The following is a 17,003-nucleotide window of genomic DNA, read 5'->3' as shown; positions in this document are numbered from 1 at the left end:
AGACCGACATGGTCACGCTCAACCAGGACGACATGGCGCCCGTCCTCAACCGCCTGCGCCGCGCCCAGGGCCAGCTCGGCGGCGTCATCCGCCTCATCGAGGAAGGCCGCGACTGCAAGGACGTCGTCACCCAGCTCGCCGCCGTCAACAAGGCCCTCGACCGGGCCGGCTTCGCGATCGTCTCGTCGGGCCTGCGCGAGTGCCTCACCTCGCCGGACGGCGTCAACGAGGAGGACCACGCAGCCATGGAGAAGCTCTTCCTCAGCCTCGCCTGACGCTTTCGTCCGCACCTGTGGGGGTCAGGTCGTCATCGTGCCGGACGTTGCGGGTATGCCGTCCGCTCCCGACTGCTTGCGTCCGCGGACGTCTTCTGGCAGTAAACGCGAAGTTCGGCTTCGCGCCGGCGCTCGCCGTCGCCGAGGGAGGGTACCCCGCTCACGCTGCCCTGACCGGTCCACCGTGCTGGCCGATTTCCGCCAGTGCGCACGGCGGTCGAGCCGCAGAGTGGCGGGGTGCTGAACCTCCTCGAGACCCATCGGTCGGTGCGCGTCATGCCCTCGGGCGCGCGCCGTGTCCTCGCCGCAGCAGGCATCAACCAGCTGGGCTCGGTCATGCAGGGCTTCCTCGTCGTCTTCCTCGTGCAGGCCGGCTTCGCGCCCCGAGAGGCCGCCGTGGCGGCAGGCGCCTTCGCGGTGGGCACGCTCGTCGGTGCACCCGTCGGCGCCGACCTCACGACGCGCTGGGGTCCGCGGACGGCCATGACCGCCGCCCTCACCGCGACCGGTGCTTTCGTTGCGCTGACTCCGTGGGCGGCGGAGACCGCGAGCCCGGTGGCCATGACGGCGCTGGCGCTGCTCACCGGCGTGACGACCCAGGCGTTCCGGCCCCCGTCCTCGGAGGCGCTGAGCCGCTCGGTGCCGGCCGCCGACGCCGTCGTCGCCTTCTCCGCCTTCCGGGTGTCGATGAACGCCGGCGCGCTCCTCGCTCCGGTCATCGCGGCAGCCGCCATTGCCCGCGGGTGGTGGACCGCGCTCTTCGTCCTCGACGCGCTCAGCTGCCTGGTCGCGGCCGCGCTCGTCGCCGGCGCGCGGCTGCCGACGGTCGATGTCGGCGCGACCGCCTCGCCGTCATTCTCGGACAACAACCTCGCGCGACAGGGCCCGCGAGCGCTCTTCACCCCGACGCTCTCCCTCTACCTCGTCGCCATGCTCACCAGCGGGATCGTCTACTGCCAGACCTACTCGGTCCTGCCCCTCCAGCTCGCCGACGCGGGGCAGCCCACCTCCTTGTATGCCGCGGTGCTGAGCATCGGTGCCATCACCCTCGTCGTGCTCGAGCTGCCCGTCACCTCGGCCACCCGGCACTGGCCGGTGCCGACCGCGGTCTTCGTGGGCACGTTCCTCTTCGGGCTCTCCTACGCCGCGTATGCCGCGGCGGGCGTCGGTGCCGTCGTCGTCGCCGGGGCCGTGCTCTGCGTCGCTGGGACGACGATCAGCGCTCCCCGGCTGTGGTCCCACCCGAGCGCGGCCCACCCGACCCTCCGGCCGGCGCTGTTCGCCGCCTCGCAGGCCGCCTTCGGCCTGGGCATGGCGATCGGCCCGGTCCTGGGTGTCGCCGTCTGGCAGGAGGTGGGACGCTCGTGGTGGGCTGTCATCGCCGTGGTCGGAGTCATCTCGGCGGTTACCGGCGGCTTCGGGACCCGGACGATGCGAGGAGCGACGTGACGACACAGACCGCGAACGCCCTCGACGACCCGCAGCTCGGCTCGTCGACCTCGCCGGGTTCCACGCAGGTCAGGGGCGCCGGGCTGGGGTTCGACGCGATGTATGCCGCCATCACCGGGCGTGACCGCCGCTTCGACGGCACCTTCTACACCGCCGTCCACACGACCGGCATCTACTGCCGTCCCTCGTGCCCGGCCCGCAAGCCGCACGCCCGCAACGTCACCTTCTATCCCTCCGCGGCGGCCGCACAGTCGTCGGGCTACCGGGCGTGCCGCCGCTGCGTCCCCGAGGCGCTGCCGGGCAGCCCTTGGTGGAACATCCCCGGCAGTGTCGCGGCCCGTGCCCTGCAGCTCATCGAGCAGGGCGTCGTCGACGAGGAGGGCGTGAATGGGCTCGCCCGCCGCCTCGGCTGGTCCACCCGAAGCGTGAGCCGGCTCCTCGTCGAACACACCGGCGCGAGCCCCATCGCCCACGCTCGGGCGCGGCGGGCGCGCGTCGCACACGCCCTCATCACCGGCACCGACCAGCCCTTCTCGGCGATCGCGTTCGCGGCGGGTTTCTCGAGCCTGCGGCAGTTCAACGACACGGTGCTCACGATCTATGGCACCAGCCCGAGTCGTCTGCGTGGATCGAGCGCGTCGACCGCGGCGGCGGGCGCTGCGTCGACCGCTCAGCGCGGCGCCTCGACCGCTCCGGACGGCAGCGGAGCAGCCCTGGCCGCGGGAACGCTGCGTGCCACGCTCGCCTACCGGCCACCCCTCGATTGGACGGGACTGTTGAGGTGGTTCGAGGTCCGCGCACTGGCGGGCACGGACAGGGTGACGAGGAGCGCGAACGACGCGGGCAGCTATGTCCTTGCGCTCGCCCTCCCCCACGGCGCCGGAGTCGCGACCCTCGCCGACGACCCCGACCGCTCACGGGTCCGGGCCGACCTCGACCTCGAGGACCTGCGCGACTACGGTCCGGCGTGCGCCGTGCTCCGGCGCCTGCTCGACCTTGACGCCGACCCCGCCGCTGTCGATGGGCACCTGGGCGGGCTGCCGGCCCTCCACCCACTCGTCGCCGCCACGCCGGGCATCCGTCTGCCGGGCGCGGCCACCCCCCTCGAGGCGCTGCTGCGCGCACTCACCGGGCAGCAGGTGAGCGTCGCGGCCGGTCGCGCGCAGCTCGAGCGCCTCGTGCTCGGCAGCGGCGATGACGACGGCGCCACCCTGCGTCCCTTCCCCACCGCGGCGGCCCTGCTCGCGAGCGGGCTGGAGGGCTTCCGTGGTCCGGCCGCCCGGCGCGCGACGCTCGGTGATGCGCTGCGCCTCGCCGACGATGGCGCCCTCGACCCGGCGCGCGACCCGAGCGACGTCGCCGACGACCTCCGCCGCGTCAAGGGAGTCGGCGGCTGGACCATCGCCTACACCCTGCTGCGCGGCTACGGCCATCCGGATGTCGACCTCTCCACCGACCGCGCCGTCGTCGACGCGGCGACCGCCTTGGGCGCCGGCACTCCGGGGACCGTGCTCGCGGACGCGACCCCGTGGCGCAGCTATGCCGCCCTCCACCTCTGGCGGCTGGTGGCCTGAACCTCCATCGTCGACCTGCGCACCCCCCGAGGATGTCCGCCTGCCCTGCTTGCGTCCGCAACTGTGGTGCCCAAGTCGTCACCGTGCCGGACGTTGTGGGTATGCCGGCGGGCGGGCTCAGGCGTGGTCTCGCCTGACGATGACCGACCGCAGCGGCGACACCGTCGTGTTGAGCGAGAGGATCGCGGCCTCGGGGGCGTTGTGCTCGCGCAGGGCGTTGCCGAGCGTCGCGGCCATCCGGTTCCACACGGCCTCGTTCACCGGCTGGCCGCCGGACTGGACGTGGCGCAGGTGGGCATCGGCGAGGCGCCGGACCGCCCCGACGGTCACGCCCTCGCCGGTGAGCATCATGACCGTCGACATGACGTGGCGCTGGAGCGTCGTGCGGTCCATGCCGCCGAAGTAGGGCTGGAGAATCGGGTCGCCGGTGACCCGGTCCGAGATGCTCTGGACGACACCGGACCAGGCGTTGCCCTCGGCGTAGTAGCGCAGCCAGTCCTGGAGCGGGACGTCCTGGGAGCGGACCCGGACCGTCGGTGCCGTGGTGAGGCGGTGGCCCACGGGCAGGTCGGCGAAGAGCGGCGGTGGCCCGGTGACGATCGGCTGGCCCGCGGCGCGGGCGGCCTTGACCTCGCGGCGGGTCGTGACGGTCGCGGTGTGCGCCGCACGGGCGAACGCGGGCACGGGCGCGGCGGGTGCTGGGCGCGCCGGTGCTGCCGGCGCTTCCGGGGTCGGTGCGGGGAGGGCGGCGGGCGTCGAGAGGGAGGGCCCGGGTGCGGCGGGGACGGCCACGACCGGCGTCGACTCGATGGCTGTGGGTGTGGGTGCGGGTGCCTCGGGCGTGGGCGCCTCGAGCGCGGGTGGCTCGGGCGTGATCTCGTCAGGCGTCGCCGGGTCCGGCACGGTGACGGGCGCGATCCGGTCCGCCTCCAGCTGGGCGCGGTAGTCCCGCATCATCCGGTGCCGGGCGAGGAGTGCTCCGATGATGAGCAGCGTGCCGGCAAGGATCATGAGCCAGGGCCACATGACTGGCTCCTCCCCAGAGTCTCGGTGGTGGCGTGCCGACAAACTCTGTCAGGCCGAGCCGCGAATGGCGACAGTGCGCGCCCTCGTGTCGCGCCCGATCCGGCCCGAACTGCTGGTCCGTGACCCGACGCCGACCCATACTTCTGGAGTGAGGTGGTCCGGCCACGACCGTGGGACCGTGCTGGCCGTCGCGGGTGTGGCGGCCGCCTCGGGTCGTGCCGTGCTGGCGCTGCGCGTCGCAGGGCCTCCTGACGGCTCCGTCGCCGGCACGTCGCCCGTCACCTGGGGCTGTGCTGTCGTCACGTCGGTCCTGCTGCTGCGGACCACGCGCCTCCTGCAACCGGGATGGGTTCGCTGGCGCCAGGGGCTGATCCTCCTCGCGATCCTCGGGCTGGCCCATCCGTTGGTCTGGAGCGCGGCGGTGGCCGCCTCGTGGTGGATGCCCGGTGACCGGGCGACCTGGGCCGTCGCCGTCCTCGCCGGGACGGCCCACCTGCCGATGCTCACCGCCTTCTCGGTGCTGCCGCTCATGGCGGTGAGAAGCCTCGGCAAGGGGGCGTCGCGAGCCGGGGTCGCGACCGTCGTCGGCCTCGCGGTCTCGGCTGCCGTGGCCTTTGCGCTCTTCTTCGACGACTTCGCTCCGTTGGCCGCCGCGGCCCTCGTGCCCTGGCCCACGGGCGAGATCATCGGTGCCGCGGTGATGAGTGCCTTCCTCGCCACGGTGCTGCTCGGACCGGTCGTGGCCCTCCGAGCGGCGTGGCGCGACGGCGACGACGCAGGCCGCCGGCTCGCCCTCGTGGCGGTCTCGGCGTTGTCCGGTGCCGCCCTCGTCATGCTCTGCGGCGCCCTGGGTTCGATGGCTCCACGAGAGACAGCCGGCGTGCTCGTCCTCGTCGGGATGTATGCCGGCGTCGTGACGGTCGCCCTCGGCTGCAGCCGGGCGCTGGTCGTCGAGCTTCAGGCTGACGACTCCCCCGAGGTCCAGGTCCAGGGGCTCACCGCACGAGAGGTCGAGGTGCTCGGGCTGCTGGCCCAAGGGCTGTCGAACGCCGGGATCGCGGACCGGCTCGTGGTCTCGGACCGCACCGTGGACGCCCACCTCCGTTCGGTCTTCACCAAGCTCGACCTGCCAGGTGGCCCGCACGAGAACCGGCGGGTCCACGCCGTCAACGCTTGGCGGAGGTCCCGGGAGTTAGGCGAAAGGGCCGATGCGTCCTGACCTGCGGTTTTCCTAGCGTCGGTGGTCCCGGCGCGTCGTGGCGACTGCCACGTCGGCCGGCCCTCGACACAAGGAGTGCACCACCATGAAGCGACCGCTCGTCCTGCTGGCCCTCGTCTGGGTCCCGTTCCTCCTCATCTTCGGGTTCGCCGCGCCCGCCCTCGTCGACGCGGTCGGTGACAGCCATCCGCACATCGCCTTCCACCTCCTCGCCGGGTCGGCGCTCGCGACGGCCTTCGTCGTGGTCGGCCGCCTGCTCCGCGAGACCGCATCCGGCGTGCAGCGCGTCCTCCTGCGCATCCTCCTCGCGGCGTTGCCGCTTGCCGTCCTCGGCAACGTCCTCGAGCTCGTCGCCGCCGTGCGGCGGCTTGCTGAGGACGGCTGGGTGAGCCGGCGCACTGAGGACCTCTTCGGCTCCGAGGGTGGCCTGCACGCCCTCGCGGCCAACCTCACCATCCCCGCACACATGGCCGCCATGGTCCTCACGTTCGCGGTCGTCGTCGTGCACGCCGTGCAGCGTCGACGCCGGCTCGAGCCGGTGCAGCCCGGCTGACCACGGTTCCCGGCGAAACCCGGGAGCGGGGCGGCCCAACGGGCGCGGTCCCCGCTCGGTGAGCGGCCGGCATACGGGCTCGTTCGTCAGAGCGGTCCGGACTCGAGGGCGTGCCGGTGCGCCTCGATGTCGGGGTCCTCGTCGCTGAGGAGGCGGAAGAGGGAGGCGCGCAGCATGGCCTGGCGGTCGGCGCCGGTCGCGTGGGCGCGCATCGCGGACGGGTCGGCGCCGTGCTCGACGACGGCGTCGAGGACGCAGACCGCGTCGGCCCACCGGAGCGGCCGCCAGTAGGGCGCGACGTCGATGACGAGCGGCACGCCGTCCGCGTCGAGGAGGACGTTCGCGGCGACGTCGCCGTGGACGAGCTGCTCGGGTCCGAGGGGGGTCGCGTCGAGCTCGGCGAGGATGCGGGCGACGAGCGGCGCCACGGCGTTGGGGATGTTGCCGGGCTGGCTCTCGCCGAACGCGATGCGTTCCGCTCTGGCCCAGCGGTCGTCGCGATCCCGTATGCCGTCCGGTCGCGTCGTGATGCGCGCCGCGAGTCGCGCGTGGAGGAGGTGGGCCGTGGCGCGGAGGACGTGGAGGTCGCGGCAGTGCGTCGTGTCCGGTTCGTAGCGGCTGGCAGCCCAGCCGTCGACGACCCAGCGGCCGTCACGGGTCGGGATCGGCATGGCGAGGCGCAGGGTGCGGGGGCGTTCGTTGTCGAGCTCGGCGGCGAGCCGGGCGAGGACGGGGTTGAGCCAGGTGGCCGTCCGCGGGTCGCGCCCCGGGGAGAGGACGAGATCGCCGGCGAGGACGCTGTGACCCTGTCCGCCGTCGAGGCGCACGGCGTCGGGCGGCACGGCGAAGAGGTCGAAGACGTCGGCGCTGGGCTTCACGCATCGAACGTAGCCCGGTGCGACGGACCTGTGAAACGGGGTCCGTCGCCAGCCGTGCAGGAGCAGACTGATGGCGTGGCTCTCGGCTCAGTCCTCGGCGCGCGGACCGGCGCGGCCCTCGCGGGTGTGGTGCTCGCGCTCGGTGCGGCCACGGTGGTCGCGCACTCGGCCACGCGCCCGGCCGACGTGCCGGCGTCGAGCGTGCCCTCGGACCGTGGCGTCGGCCCGGACGCGACCGGTCCGGCGGCGTTCGGGCTGTGCCGGGCGTGGGCCAACCACGAGAAGCACAACGACGGCGCGGACCGGGCTCGGGGCTCGGTCGCGATGCGCAACCTCGCCGAGGCCGCCGGGGGCGAGGACCGCGTCGCGGGCTACTGCGCGACGGTGCGCCGCCCGAGCGCCGGAGCGAAACGGGGTGGCGGCTCGGGCGACTCGGGTACCCAGGCGGTTCCGAAGGACAAAGTCGCGAAGCAGCTCGGCAAGGCGGGCCGGTCCGGCAAGGACCACCCCGGCAAGGACCACCCGGGCAGGAGCGCCCTCGGCAAGGGGTCGAAGCGGTCGGGTTCACCCTCTCCGTCCACATCGCCCAGCGCGTCGCCCAGCCCGAGCAGCTCCTGAGGTGCGTCAGGTGCGCCGAGCGAGCTGCCGTCGGACGACCCGGCGGCGCAGGGTGGGTGTGGCCACGACCTCGTAGCCGGCCTCGACGAAGACCTGCACGAGCCCGACCGACGCCTCGTCCCAGATCACCGTCTTGCCGGGCGCCGGCTCGATCGGGTAGCCCTCGAGGACGGCGGCGCCGACCCGCTCGCCGTACTCCACGGTGGCGTGGGCGAGCTCGTAGGTCAGCCCGGTCCGGCGGTGGCCCTTGCCGACGACGAAGCATGTGACCGACCAGACCCCCGGGAGCTCGGGGTCCATCCGCATCCACGGCTGCTTGCGGGCCCACAGCCTCGGGTAGTTCTCCCTCGGCTCGACGGCGACCCAGCCCGCGGGCTCGCCGTCGACGTAGCCGATGAGGCCGGACGTCGGCCCGTCGGTGCCGCAGGCGGTCTGCTCGACCAGCGCGGCGTCACGCTCGGCCTGGGTGGTGTCGCGCCAGATCCAGCCGGGCACCTTGAGTCCTTGACAGCGACACTTCGCCGCCCCGCCCGCGCCGAGGACGGCCTCGACGTCCGCGGTCGTGGCCTCGTTGGCGGGCAGCCAGGTGAAGTCGGGCACGCGTCGACGCTAGCGCCTGCACGGCAGCGGCGCTGGGCTCAGCCGGGCTGGACGGTCCACTCCGGCGGCTCGTCCCCGCCGGACTCCTCGTCGCGCTCGGCGTCCTCGGCCGTCTCGTGCACCTTGCCCTGCGCGTGGTGCGACGGTGCGTAGACGGCATACAGCTGGAGGGGCTCGTCACCGGTGTTGACGACGTCGTGCCAGTGGCCGGCGGGGACCTGGATCGACCAGCCGTCGCCGACGTCGGTGTCGGTGAGGTCGTCCTCGCTCGGGCCGACGCGGAAGGTGCCCTGCCCGGCGTCGATGCGCAGGAACTGGTCGGTCTCGGGGTGGACCTCGAGGCCGATCGACGAGCCGACGGGGATCGACATGAGGGTGACCTGGAGGTAGCGGCCGGTCCACGCGACCGTGCGGTAGGTCGTGTTCGCCTTCGTCGCGGCCTCGATGTCGAAGGCGTTGGGCTCGGGTCCGTTGTCGCGGATGCTCATCGCTCGTGCAGTCCTCTCGCTCGACGTCCTCCGAGGCTAGCCGGGCTGGCCCGGCCGGTCCGGGCCGGGTCGTAGGTCCCTGTCGCCGCGTCGCCGTCAGGTCTTGACTGAATGGAGCAGCCCACCACCGAAGGAGCACAGCATGAACAGGCTCGACGGCCGCGTCGCCCTCGTCACCGGCGCCGCGAGCGGCATCGGCAAGGCCACCGCCCGGCGTCTCGCCGAGGAGGGCGCCGCCGTCCTCGTCACCGACATCCAGGTCGGGCCGGGTGAGGCCACGGTCCGCGAGCTCGTCGAGTCCGGACACCACGCGGCCTTCCTGCGGCACGACGTCACGAGCGAGTCGGAGTGGGAAGCCGCCTGCGCCAAGGCCGTCGACGACTTCGGCGGCCTCGACATCCTCGTCAACAACGCGGGCATGGGTGACATCAAGCCGATCGAGGACACGACCCTCGAGGAGTGGGACCGGACGGTCTCGATCGACCAGACCGGCGTCTTCCTCGGCATGAAGGTCGCCGCGCCGCACCTCAAGGCGTCCGAGCACGCGTCGGTCGCCAACATCAGCTCGATCTTCGGCGCGAGCGGCGGCTTCGGGACGTCGCCGGCCTACCACGCGGCCAAGGCTGCGGTCCGCACGCTCACGAAAAACATCGCGCTCCACTGGGCGACCGAGGGCATCCGGGTCAACTCGATCCACCCGGGCTTCATCGCGACCCCGATCCTCGAGCAGGCGCGCGGCACGGACATCTGGGACGGCATGACCGCGCTCACGCCGATGGGCCACCTCGGCCGGCCCGAGGACATCGCCGCCGGTGTCGCCTACCTCGCCAGCGACGACGCCGCGTTCGTCACCGGGCTCGAGCTCTACATCGACGGCGGCTACATGGCCCGCTGAGGTCGTCCCCCTCCCGCAAGGCGCGCGTATGCCGTGAAGCCGGCTCCACGGCATACGCGCGTCTGTGGGGTCGGTCGGGTCTGGTTGGCTCCGGTCGGGTGACGGTGGTCGTGCGTAGCCTGCGGGAGTGAGGTTCTCGTTCACCGCGCCGCTCTGGGAGTGGAGCGCGCAGGGCGGCTGGTTCTTCGTCACGCTGCCCACCGACGCGGCCGACGACATCGCCGAGCTCGACCGTCCGGATCGCGGGTTCGGCTCGGTGCGGGTGCGGGTGACCGTCGGCGCGACGACCTGGTCGACGTCGGTCTTCCCCGACACCAAGCTCGGGAGCTACGTCCTGCCGGTCAAGAAGGCCGTGCGCAAGGCCGAGGGCATCGAGGACGGCGACGACGTGGACGTCACGATCGAGGTCCTCGACGCCTGACGGTTCTGCCGGCTCGGGAGGCGTCAGTCGAAGGCGGGCAGGCTGTGTCGCCGTCCGAAGAGGAAGTAGGCGCACGGGCCCAGCGTGTTGACGAAGGTCGCAGCGGCCCAGGCCCACCGCGGGCCCTTGACCTCGTCGGCCCTGCGTCGGCGCAGGTCGCGCAGTGCCGCACCCTGCAGGGTGAGCTGAAGTGCGCCGCCGAGCACGACGAGCCGCTTCTGGGTGGGGGTGAGCTGGGACCAGGACTTCCTGGACTGCTTGGGCATCGCGGGTCGCTCCTGTCGGTCGGGTTCGTCCACGGCCAGCCCATCTCACGCTCGAGCGGTGCGGCAGGGCCGGAGGTCCCGCTTGAGGGCCCGCCGGTCGTCCGGCCCGCCACCGGTTCGCTACCGGCTCGCTACCGGCTCGGCGATGAACGCGGGCCGCGACCAAGGCGCGACCAGGACGCGACCGTGCACGGGCACGGTGATGACCCCGGATCAGGAAAGGGGTCGTCACCATGTCGATCTTCACGAGTCCGCGCGTGAGCGGACGTCCCACCTCGGCACGCCGGCTGCTCACCGTCGTAGGAATGCTCGCGCTCATCAGCGCGGCCCTGGCCGGATGCGCTGCAGATGGGGCCGAAGGTGCCACAGAGGCCGCGCCGTCCGCCACCGCGAGTCCCACGACCTCTCCGACGGCCTCGGCGTCGGTGGCGGTCACCGCTGGGGCGGGTGTCGTGGTCGACGGGTTTGTCGGCTTCGACGACTTCCCGATGCGTTTCGAGGCGCCGGCCGGCTTCTCCGAGGCCAGTGAGGGAGTCGGAACGCGCCTCGTCTCGAAGGACGGCGTCGGCGCAGGAGCGGTGCTCGTCGGATCGGTGAACTCGACGGCCGCGGGCGACCTGCCGGCTGACCTGGCCGACTTCATCCGGACGGGGCGACCCAATGTGCGAGTGGGTGAGGTGCGCACGGCCACCGTCGGAGGTGTGCCGGCACAGTCGTTCACGCTCACCCAAGCACCCGGGACCAACCCGAGCGACCTGTGGTGTGCGCGGGACGGATACTGCTTCAAGCTGATCGGCAACAAGCCGATGGACATGACGGCCGTCCGAACGTCCGAGGGGCTCGTACTCTTCTTTGTCGAGTACTCCGCCGAGGAGCGCGACACCGCACGCGAGGCGATGAAGCACGTGCTCGCGACGGTCATCTGGAAGTGACCGGCGGATCCGGTCGGTCTCGGGCCTACGCTTCCACCGCCAGAGACCATGCGAAACCTGGAGTCCACCATGTCGTCCGTCGCGAAGGGCCTGCCCCTCTACCGCCGCCCCGAGGAGCTCGCCCGCCGCGTCCTCGGCGCGGTCGTCGCCTTCCTGCTCAAGGCCTACGGAGCGGCGGCGGCCCTCAGCGTGGCGCTGAGCAGCTCGGAGACGCTGGGCGGCAAGGCCTACGACGCGGTCCACGCCGTGCCCAACCTCAGCGAGCGGCTGGGCCAGGCGAAGTACCTCGTCGATCACCGAGAGCAGATCCAGGCCACCCTCGACTACGCGCGTGACAACGCACCCGACCCCGAGCAGCTCGACGCCGCGGTCCAGCGGAGCTCGGAAACTGTTCGGCAGATCAGCACGACCTACGACGAGGTCACCGCGGCCAAGGACGCACTCCTCGGCATCCGACCCACGAACGTCTTCGAGTCCGTCCCGCAGGTGAAGCAGCACGTCCAGGCGGCGTGGGCGGGCAGGCCCTCGCTGCAGTCCATCGAGGACCTCGAGACCCGGGCGCAGGACGCGGAGGCCTTCATCTCGCAGCTCAACCTCCAGGACCCCGTCGTGCGCAGGATCTACGCCGACCTGCGCAGCGTCCTCGACAACTTCGGCAGCGACGAGATCGCCGCCACCCTCGGCGTCATGGGCCTCGCGCTGGCAGTCGCGTGGGTCCTGAGCCTCGCGGTCGGCTTCTGGGCCCGCCGGGGCAGGCCGGGCCTTCTCGCGTGGGCCATCCAGAGCCTGGGTGCGCGGCACTTCAAGCCTTGGTACGCCCGCAACCTCGAGTACGCGATGGGCGGACCGATGTATGCCGTGGCGCGCGAACGCATCCAACGCGACATCGTGGCCGACCCCGAGCAGGCGCTCGACCCCGAGGCCCTGGCCGAGCTCGAGCGCTGGTTCGAGCGCCGACGCGCCGTCAGCGCTGCCCCGCACCCGACCGACTGATCCTGGTTCCGCTGAATGGTCAGGGAGCGGCCATCACACTGGCCGCTCCCTGACCTTGCGGACGAGTTCGCCTGGCAAGACAGGAGGAACGGCGCCTCCTGTTGCCTGACGTCAGGGTCAGGACGTGAAGTAGGCGTCCTTGCAGCCCCGGTGCGTCCGCATCTGCTGTGCGGCCGACCAGACCCAGTCGCAGACGGTCATTCGCACGTTCACGTTGTCGGCGACCCCACCCTGCGCCTCGCAGCCGTTGTAGACGATGTGCCCGCCCCAGGCCCACCCGCCTCCCTGGATCGAGGCGTTCGCGGCATCCCCGTCCCCGCTGACCATGTCGCAGATGACGATGCGATTGTTCGGGTCGTCGTACCAGCCATAGGACTTGCCGCTCGCCGAGAACAAGGTGTGGCTTGCCGCGTGGGCGGGCGCTGCCATGGTCACCACTGCCACTGATGCGGTGGCCGCGACCACGGCTGCAGAGACAAACTTCGACGCCAACTTCATGTTCTTCTCCCCTAGTTGGATCCGCGGGCGCGCGGGCGCGGCTCGCGGCCGATATGGACGAGGGCGCCATACGACGATGCCCCCCGGGCGCGGAGCCTAGCGGACTGACGGACGGGTCACGCGTCCCCGTGCCAGGCCCTCACGCTCGTCTCGTCCGCAGCCGCATGAACCTCCGCGCAGCGAGAACTCCCACGACGGCGAGCATCGTGACGAGAACCGCTTGGTATGCCGTGTGCGCACCTGTCCGTGCCGGGTCCGAGTAGCCGCCGTCGAAGAAGCCCGAGACGATGCACACGGGTGCGACGAGCGCCAGGAGTGCGCTCGCGACGAGGGCCGGTCGGCGTCGTCGACCGGAGGCGAACCACGCCGCGACGAGCTGCCCGAGCATCATCGGCACCGGGATCGACAGGCGGCCGGTCGGACCCATCGCGTCCCAGAGGCTGTCGGCGAGGCCACCCGCGACCGAGACGAGCGCGCCGCCGACCGAGACCGCGGCGAGCGCGACGACGGCGTGGAGGACGCTCCGGTCGAGCGCGGCCGAAGGACGGGCGCGGGTCGCACGCTCGGCGTGGGCCGGCATACGAGCAGGGTTCGGGGAGCGGTCGAGGAGGCGGGGGCCGAGAGATCTGGTCATGTCACCACGGTCGCGGCCGCGGCTTGGGTCCGGCTTGAGTGTCGCTGGCTGCGCCGAACCGCCTCCGGCAGCGCACGCGCGTCAGTAGCGTGACCGGGGTGTCGGTGCAGGTGAGCGTCCTCGGGGCGACGGCGCTCCACGGGTCCGACGGGCCCGTCGAGATCGCGGCGCGCAAGCGTCGCGCGCTGCTCGCCGCCCTCGCGCTCGACCTCGGACCGGTCGTGTCGGCTGACCGGCTCGTCGCGCTCATGTGGGGTGACGAGGCACCGCCCGGTGCCTACGGGACGCTGCACTCCTATGTCTCGGGGCTGCGGCGGCTGCTCGAACCGGGCCTGCAGCCGCGGGCGAAGCCGACGGTGCTGGTCACCTCGGACGAGGGCTACCGGCTGGTGCTCCCGCGTCACGCGGTCGACGCGACCGCGTTCGCCGACGAGGTCCGGGCTCGCCACCGGGTGCTCGGCCGGCTCGGCTCGCAGCTGACGACCGGGCCGAACGAGACGTGGCCCAGTCGGGGCGAGGTCGAGGAGCACGTCGAGGGCCTCGAGCAGGCGCTGCGCGGGTGGCGCGGCACGCCGTACGCCGACCTCACCGACCACCCCGACGTCCTCGCCGAGCGCACCGGCCTCGAGGGGCTGCGCACGACCGCGAGCGACGACCTCGCGCTCGGGCTCCTCGCGCTTGGGGAGCACGCGACGGTGCTGCCCCTGACCGAGCAGGCCACGACGCGTGACCCCCTGCGCGAGCGGGGCTGGGCGCTGCACGCGCTGGCCCTGGCCCGTGCCGGACGCCAGGCCGAGGCGCTCGACGCGATCCGTCGATTGCGGCGGGTGCTCGACGACGAGCTCGGCCTCGACCCGGGACAGGAGGTGCGCGACCTCGAGACCGCTCTCCTGCAGCAGGATCCGGCAGTCTTGCGCGGCTGGCTCGCGAACGGTTCGGTCTCGCCGAGTCGGGAGGCCCGAGTGGAGGATCGCAGGGGCCCCGGTCCCGGTGATCCTCCACTCGCGCCGCCGAGTCGAGGCACCCGCGGGTCTGTGCCTCTCGGTTGGGACGAGCGCCCGATCGTGGGCCGGACTCGCGAGCGCGAGGTCCTCCGGCAGCTGCTCGACGACGCTGTCGCCGGTCGGCCGGCCGCGGTCCGCCTCGTCGGTGAGGCCGGTGCAGGCAAGTCGCGCCTCATCGAGTGGGCAGTGGCCGAGGCGACGGCGCGCGGCATGGCCGCAGCCGTCGGCACGTGCTCGGCGGACGAGGGCGCCCCACCGCTCTGGCCGTGGCGCCAGCTCCTCGCCCGGCTCGACCTGCCGGCGCCACCCGAGCCCGCTCACGATTCCCGCAGTGGGGCGCGCGGCGACACGAGCGGCGACACGAGCGACGGCACGAGCGACGGCACGACAGCGGAGCGGTCCTTCGCCGCGCACGACGCCATCGCCCGCACCCTGCGCGAGGCGGCCCAGGACACCGGCTTGCTCCTCGTCCTTGACGACCTTCACTGGGCCGACACGCCGACGATGCGCTGCCTAGCCCAGGTCGTCGCGAGTCTCGGTCCCGGTGACCGGGTGGCTGTCGTCGCGAGCCGCCGAGCCACCAGCGACGCCGCGGGTGCGGAGCTCGACGCCGCCCTGGCCCGGCACGGCGCCACCACCCTCGAGCTCGGCGGTCTCGCCGACGACGAGGCGCGCGACCTCGTCGGCTCGATCCTCGGCGCCGACGCCCAGCCCGACGTGGTCGCTGCGTGGCGGGCACGGACCGACGGCAACCCCTTCTTCCTCGTCGAGCTGGCCCGCCTCGCCGAGCAGTCCGGGCGGGTCGACGACGAGGTGCCCGAAAGCGTCCAGTCGGTCGTCCGCCACCGGGTCGCCGACCTGCCCGAGCCGGTCCGCGACCTCCTGCTGCTGGCTGCAGCGCTGGGACGCCAGCACCCGCCACTCCTGCTCGCCCGGGTCGCCGAGCTCGACCCCGACGAGCTCCTCGACCGGCTGGAGCCGGCGCAGGAGGCCGGCATCCTCCACAGCACGCAGGGCCTGCTCTCCTTCGACCATGCCCTCACGCGGGACGCGATCCTCGCCATGACGACGCCGAGTCGGGTGGCCCGCACCCACGCCCGCATCGCCCGCGCCCTCGAGTCCGCACCCTCGTCCGCGATCAACGCCGCGGAGCGCGCCTTCGACCTCGCCCATCACTGGCTCGCTGCCGGACCCCTGTATGCCGGGAGCGCCTGGCCCGCTGCCGCCGCGGCCGGCGCTCTGGCCGCCGACGACTTCGCCAACGTCGAGGCTGCGAACCTCTTCCACGCCGCGCTCGGTGCGCAGGCAGCGGATCCGCAGGGGACGGCATACGAGCGCTTCGACCTGTTGCTGCGTTTCAACGAGAGCGCGGCCCGCGCGGGCATGTGGCAGGAGGGTGTGGCGGCAGTCGTCGACGCGGTCGCGGTCGCCCGCGCGCTCGACGACCCGGCGCGGGTGGCGGAGGCGGTGGCCGCGCTGACGCGCTACTCGGTGTGGACGCCGATGGACTACGGCGTGGTCGAGCACGAGCTCGTCGACGACCTGCGTGCCACGCTCGTCAGGCTCGAGCCCGGCGGCTCGCAGGAGCGGTGCACGCTCATGCTCGCGCTCGCGGCCCAGCTCTACTACCTGCCGGGGTCGGACGCGGAGGCCGGGGCGCTCGTCGACGAGGGGATGGCGCTGGCGCGGCGGTTCGAGGACCCGGCGCTGCTAGCCTGGGCGGCGCGGACGGCGCACCTCGCCTCGTGGCGGTGCCGCTCGCTGGGGGTCCGGCGGGCGTTGTCGGAGGAGGAGGTCGCGGCGGCCCGGGCCTCGGGTGACGTGGCGGCCGAGGCGGTCGCGCTCGCGGGGATGGCGAGCGTGGCGGTCGAGGCCGGCGACCGGGCGACGTGGGAGAGCGCGAGCGGGGCGGCCCTGGCGATCGCGCGGCGGCGACGGCTCGCCTATGTCGAGTTCGCGCTGCGCTTCGTCGAGCTCAACCTCCTCATCCTGCGCAGTCGTGAGGACCCGTCCGCGGCGGCCGACTCGCTGCGCGGACTCACCGGGGTGACGATGTCGATCCCGGCGAGCGACTACATCGAGTTCGGCATCGCCTACGTGCTCGCGGCGTGGAACCCGCCGGCAGCCGCGATCCTTGCCGAGCAGATGGCGGCGGCCGACCCGAACGGCACCGACGACATCACCCTCACGCCGTTGCTGCACCTCTCTGCGGTGACCGGCGACAGGGAGCGGGTCGAGCATCTGCTGTCCCGGACGAGCCTGCCGACCGAGGACTGGAGCGAGTCTATGGACCTTGCCTTGTTGGCGATCGCAGCGACGGCGGTCGGCGACGTGGAGCTGGCGCGGCAGGTCGCGTCGCGGCTGGCTCCGCTCAGCGGGCGCATGGCGGTGGCCGGCACCGCGAGCCTGCAAGGGCCGGTTGACTGCTTCCTCGCGATGGCGCTCGCGACGGCGGGAGATGTCGAGACGGCGCGCTCCGCGGCCGACCGGGGAGAGGCGCTGGCCCGCGAGTGGGGCATGGCCGTCCTCCTCGACCGGTTCGCGGAGCAGCGCCGCTCGCTCGGCATCTGACCTGTTCGCTTGGCTGTCACGGCGAGACGGCGGTCCCGAGCAGGTCGGCGTGCCGGAAGGCGCGCTGCTCGCGACGGGCGTACCCACGGCGCACCACGGCATACAGGAT

General features: G+C 72.9%; 18 protein-coding genes. 11 read left to right on the top strand and 7 right to left on the bottom strand.

Annotation, left to right across the window (positions count from 1 at the left end):
- Positions 1 to 8 precede the first annotated feature (8 nt).
- From N798_RS07450 to N798_RS07440, 3 genes are all read left to right on the top strand, one after another.
- Positions 9 to 275: a metal-sensitive transcriptional regulator gene (locus tag N798_RS07450; RefSeq protein ID WP_035947485.1), complete on the top strand. Its 267-nt coding sequence runs from the start codon at positions 9 to 11 to the stop codon at positions 273 to 275.
- Positions 276 to 512: 237 nt separating this feature from the next.
- Positions 513 to 1,724, top strand: coding sequence for an MFS transporter (locus N798_RS07445; RefSeq protein ID WP_156971658.1), 1,212 nt, complete (start codon positions 513 to 515; stop codon positions 1,722 to 1,724).
- On the top strand, positions 1,721 to 3,298 hold the full coding sequence (locus N798_RS07440) for an AlkA N-terminal domain-containing protein (RefSeq protein ID WP_052117032.1): 1,578 nt from the start codon (positions 1,721 to 1,723) through the stop codon (positions 3,296 to 3,298). The genes N798_RS07445 and N798_RS07440 overlap by 4 nt, the downstream gene beginning before the upstream one ends.
- A 117-nt stretch (positions 3,299 to 3,415) precedes the next feature.
- Here the strand turns inward: N798_RS07440 and N798_RS18870 are convergent, their stop codons facing one another.
- Positions 3,416 to 4,324: a globin family protein gene (locus N798_RS18870; RefSeq protein WP_035947482.1), complete on the bottom strand. Its 909-nt coding sequence runs from the start codon at positions 4,322 to 4,324 to the stop codon at positions 3,416 to 3,418.
- Between the two features lie 178 nt (positions 4,325 to 4,502).
- Between N798_RS18870 and N798_RS18675 the strand changes: the two genes are divergently transcribed.
- Together N798_RS18675 and N798_RS07425 are read left to right on the top strand one after the other, a co-directional pair.
- Entirely contained in the window at positions 4,503 to 5,543 is a 1,041-nt protein-coding gene (locus tag N798_RS18675; RefSeq protein WP_035947480.1) for a helix-turn-helix transcriptional regulator, read from the top strand.
- Between the two features lie 85 nt (positions 5,544 to 5,628).
- A complete protein-coding gene (locus tag N798_RS07425) occupies positions 5,629 to 6,096 on the top strand; it encodes a hypothetical protein (protein ID WP_035947479.1) in 468 nt (155 codons plus the stop codon).
- Positions 6,097 to 6,182: 86 nt separating this feature from the next.
- On the opposite strand, the gene N798_RS07420 is transcribed toward N798_RS07425, so the two are convergent.
- On the bottom strand, positions 6,183 to 6,974 hold the full coding sequence (locus N798_RS07420) for an aminoglycoside phosphotransferase (RefSeq protein WP_035947478.1): 792 nt from the start codon (positions 6,972 to 6,974) through the stop codon (positions 6,183 to 6,185).
- A gap of 75 nt (positions 6,975 to 7,049) precedes the next feature.
- Between N798_RS07420 and N798_RS17275 the strand changes: the two genes are divergently transcribed.
- Positions 7,050 to 7,592: a hypothetical protein gene (locus tag N798_RS17275; RefSeq protein WP_052117031.1), complete on the top strand. Its 543-nt coding sequence runs from the start codon at positions 7,050 to 7,052 to the stop codon at positions 7,590 to 7,592.
- Between the two features lie 6 nt (positions 7,593 to 7,598).
- Here the strand turns inward: N798_RS17275 and N798_RS07410 are convergent, their stop codons facing one another.
- Both N798_RS07410 and N798_RS07405 read right to left on the bottom strand, forming a co-directional pair.
- On the bottom strand, positions 7,599 to 8,192 hold the full coding sequence (locus tag N798_RS07410) for a GNAT family N-acetyltransferase (protein ID WP_035947477.1): 594 nt from the start codon (positions 8,190 to 8,192) through the stop codon (positions 7,599 to 7,601).
- 38 nt (positions 8,193 to 8,230) lie between these two features.
- Positions 8,231 to 8,680: a cupin domain-containing protein gene (locus tag N798_RS07405; RefSeq protein WP_035947475.1), complete on the bottom strand. Its 450-nt coding sequence runs from the start codon at positions 8,678 to 8,680 to the stop codon at positions 8,231 to 8,233.
- Positions 8,681 to 8,822: 142 nt separating this feature from the next.
- On the opposite strand from N798_RS07405, the gene N798_RS07400 reads away from it, so the two are divergent.
- Entirely contained in the window at positions 8,823 to 9,575 is a 753-nt protein-coding gene (locus N798_RS07400; RefSeq protein ID WP_035947474.1) for an SDR family NAD(P)-dependent oxidoreductase, read from the top strand.
- Between the two features lie 127 nt (positions 9,576 to 9,702).
- Complete coding sequence (locus N798_RS07395) at positions 9,703 to 9,996, top strand: DUF1905 domain-containing protein (RefSeq protein ID WP_035947473.1); 294 nt, start codon at positions 9,703 to 9,705, stop codon at positions 9,994 to 9,996.
- Positions 9,997 to 10,019: 23 nt separating this feature from the next.
- On the opposite strand, the gene N798_RS07390 is transcribed toward N798_RS07395, so the two are convergent.
- A complete protein-coding gene (locus N798_RS07390) occupies positions 10,020 to 10,262 on the bottom strand; it encodes a PLDc N-terminal domain-containing protein (protein ID WP_035947472.1) in 243 nt (80 codons plus the stop codon).
- 257 nt (positions 10,263 to 10,519) lie between these two features.
- Here N798_RS07390 and N798_RS07385 point away from each other — a divergent pair, with 257 nt between their 5' ends.
- Entirely contained in the window at positions 10,520 to 11,194 is a 675-nt protein-coding gene (locus N798_RS07385) for a hypothetical protein (protein ID WP_156971657.1), read from the top strand.
- A gap of 69 nt (positions 11,195 to 11,263) precedes the next feature.
- The gene (locus N798_RS07380) at positions 11,264 to 12,187 is read left to right on the top strand and encodes a hypothetical protein (RefSeq protein WP_035947470.1); all 924 of its coding nucleotides are present in this window, start codon (positions 11,264 to 11,266) and stop codon (positions 12,185 to 12,187) included.
- A 117-nt stretch (positions 12,188 to 12,304) separates the two neighbouring features.
- On the opposite strand, the gene N798_RS07375 is transcribed toward N798_RS07380, so the two are convergent.
- On the bottom strand, positions 12,305 to 12,685 hold the full coding sequence (locus N798_RS07375; RefSeq protein ID WP_156971656.1) for a hypothetical protein: 381 nt from the start codon (positions 12,683 to 12,685) through the stop codon (positions 12,305 to 12,307).
- Positions 12,686 to 12,824: 139 nt separating this feature from the next.
- Positions 12,825 to 13,319: a hypothetical protein gene (locus N798_RS07370; protein ID WP_156971655.1), complete on the bottom strand. Its 495-nt coding sequence runs from the start codon at positions 13,317 to 13,319 to the stop codon at positions 12,825 to 12,827.
- A gap of 98 nt (positions 13,320 to 13,417) precedes the next feature.
- Between N798_RS07370 and N798_RS07365 the strand changes: the two genes are divergently transcribed.
- The gene (locus N798_RS07365) at positions 13,418 to 16,894 is read left to right on the top strand and encodes an ATP-binding protein (protein WP_035947467.1); all 3,477 of its coding nucleotides are present in this window, start codon (positions 13,418 to 13,420) and stop codon (positions 16,892 to 16,894) included.
- Positions 16,895 to 17,003: the final 109 nt, after the last annotated feature.

The sequence above is a fragment of the Knoellia flava TL1 genome (genome assembly GCF_000768675.1).
GTDB classification, from domain to species: Bacteria; Actinomycetota; Actinomycetes; order Actinomycetales; family Dermatophilaceae; genus Knoellia; species Knoellia flava.
This window is presented reverse-complemented; position numbering and strand designations above follow the sequence as displayed.

What these genes read in the sequence shown, in the direction of transcription:
- N798_RS07380 (WP_035947470.1), top strand. Translation starts at nt 11,264, where the DNA reads ATGTCGTCCGTCGCGAAGGGCCTGCCCCTCTACCGCCGCCCCGAGGAG.
- N798_RS07390 (WP_035947472.1), bottom strand. Translation starts at nt 10,262, where the DNA reads ATGCCCAAGCAGTCCAGGAAGTCCTGGTCCCAGCTCACCCCCACCCAG.
- N798_RS07370 (WP_156971655.1), bottom strand. Translation starts at nt 13,319, where the DNA reads ATGACCAGATCTCTCGGCCCCCGCCTCCTCGACCGCTCCCCGAACCCT.
- N798_RS07450 (WP_035947485.1), top strand. Translation starts at nt 9, where the DNA reads ATGGTCACGCTCAACCAGGACGACATGGCGCCCGTCCTCAACCGCCTG.
- N798_RS07400 (WP_035947474.1), top strand. Translation starts at nt 8,823, where the DNA reads ATGAACAGGCTCGACGGCCGCGTCGCCCTCGTCACCGGCGCCGCGAGC.
- N798_RS07425 (WP_035947479.1), top strand. Translation starts at nt 5,629, where the DNA reads ATGAAGCGACCGCTCGTCCTGCTGGCCCTCGTCTGGGTCCCGTTCCTC.
- N798_RS18870 (WP_035947482.1), bottom strand. Translation starts at nt 4,324, where the DNA reads ATGTGGCCCTGGCTCATGATCCTTGCCGGCACGCTGCTCATCATCGGA.
- N798_RS07375 (WP_156971656.1), bottom strand. Translation starts at nt 12,685, where the DNA reads ATGAAGTTGGCGTCGAAGTTTGTCTCTGCAGCCGTGGTCGCGGCCACC.
- N798_RS07405 (WP_035947475.1), bottom strand. Translation starts at nt 8,680, where the DNA reads ATGAGCATCCGCGACAACGGACCCGAGCCCAACGCCTTCGACATCGAG.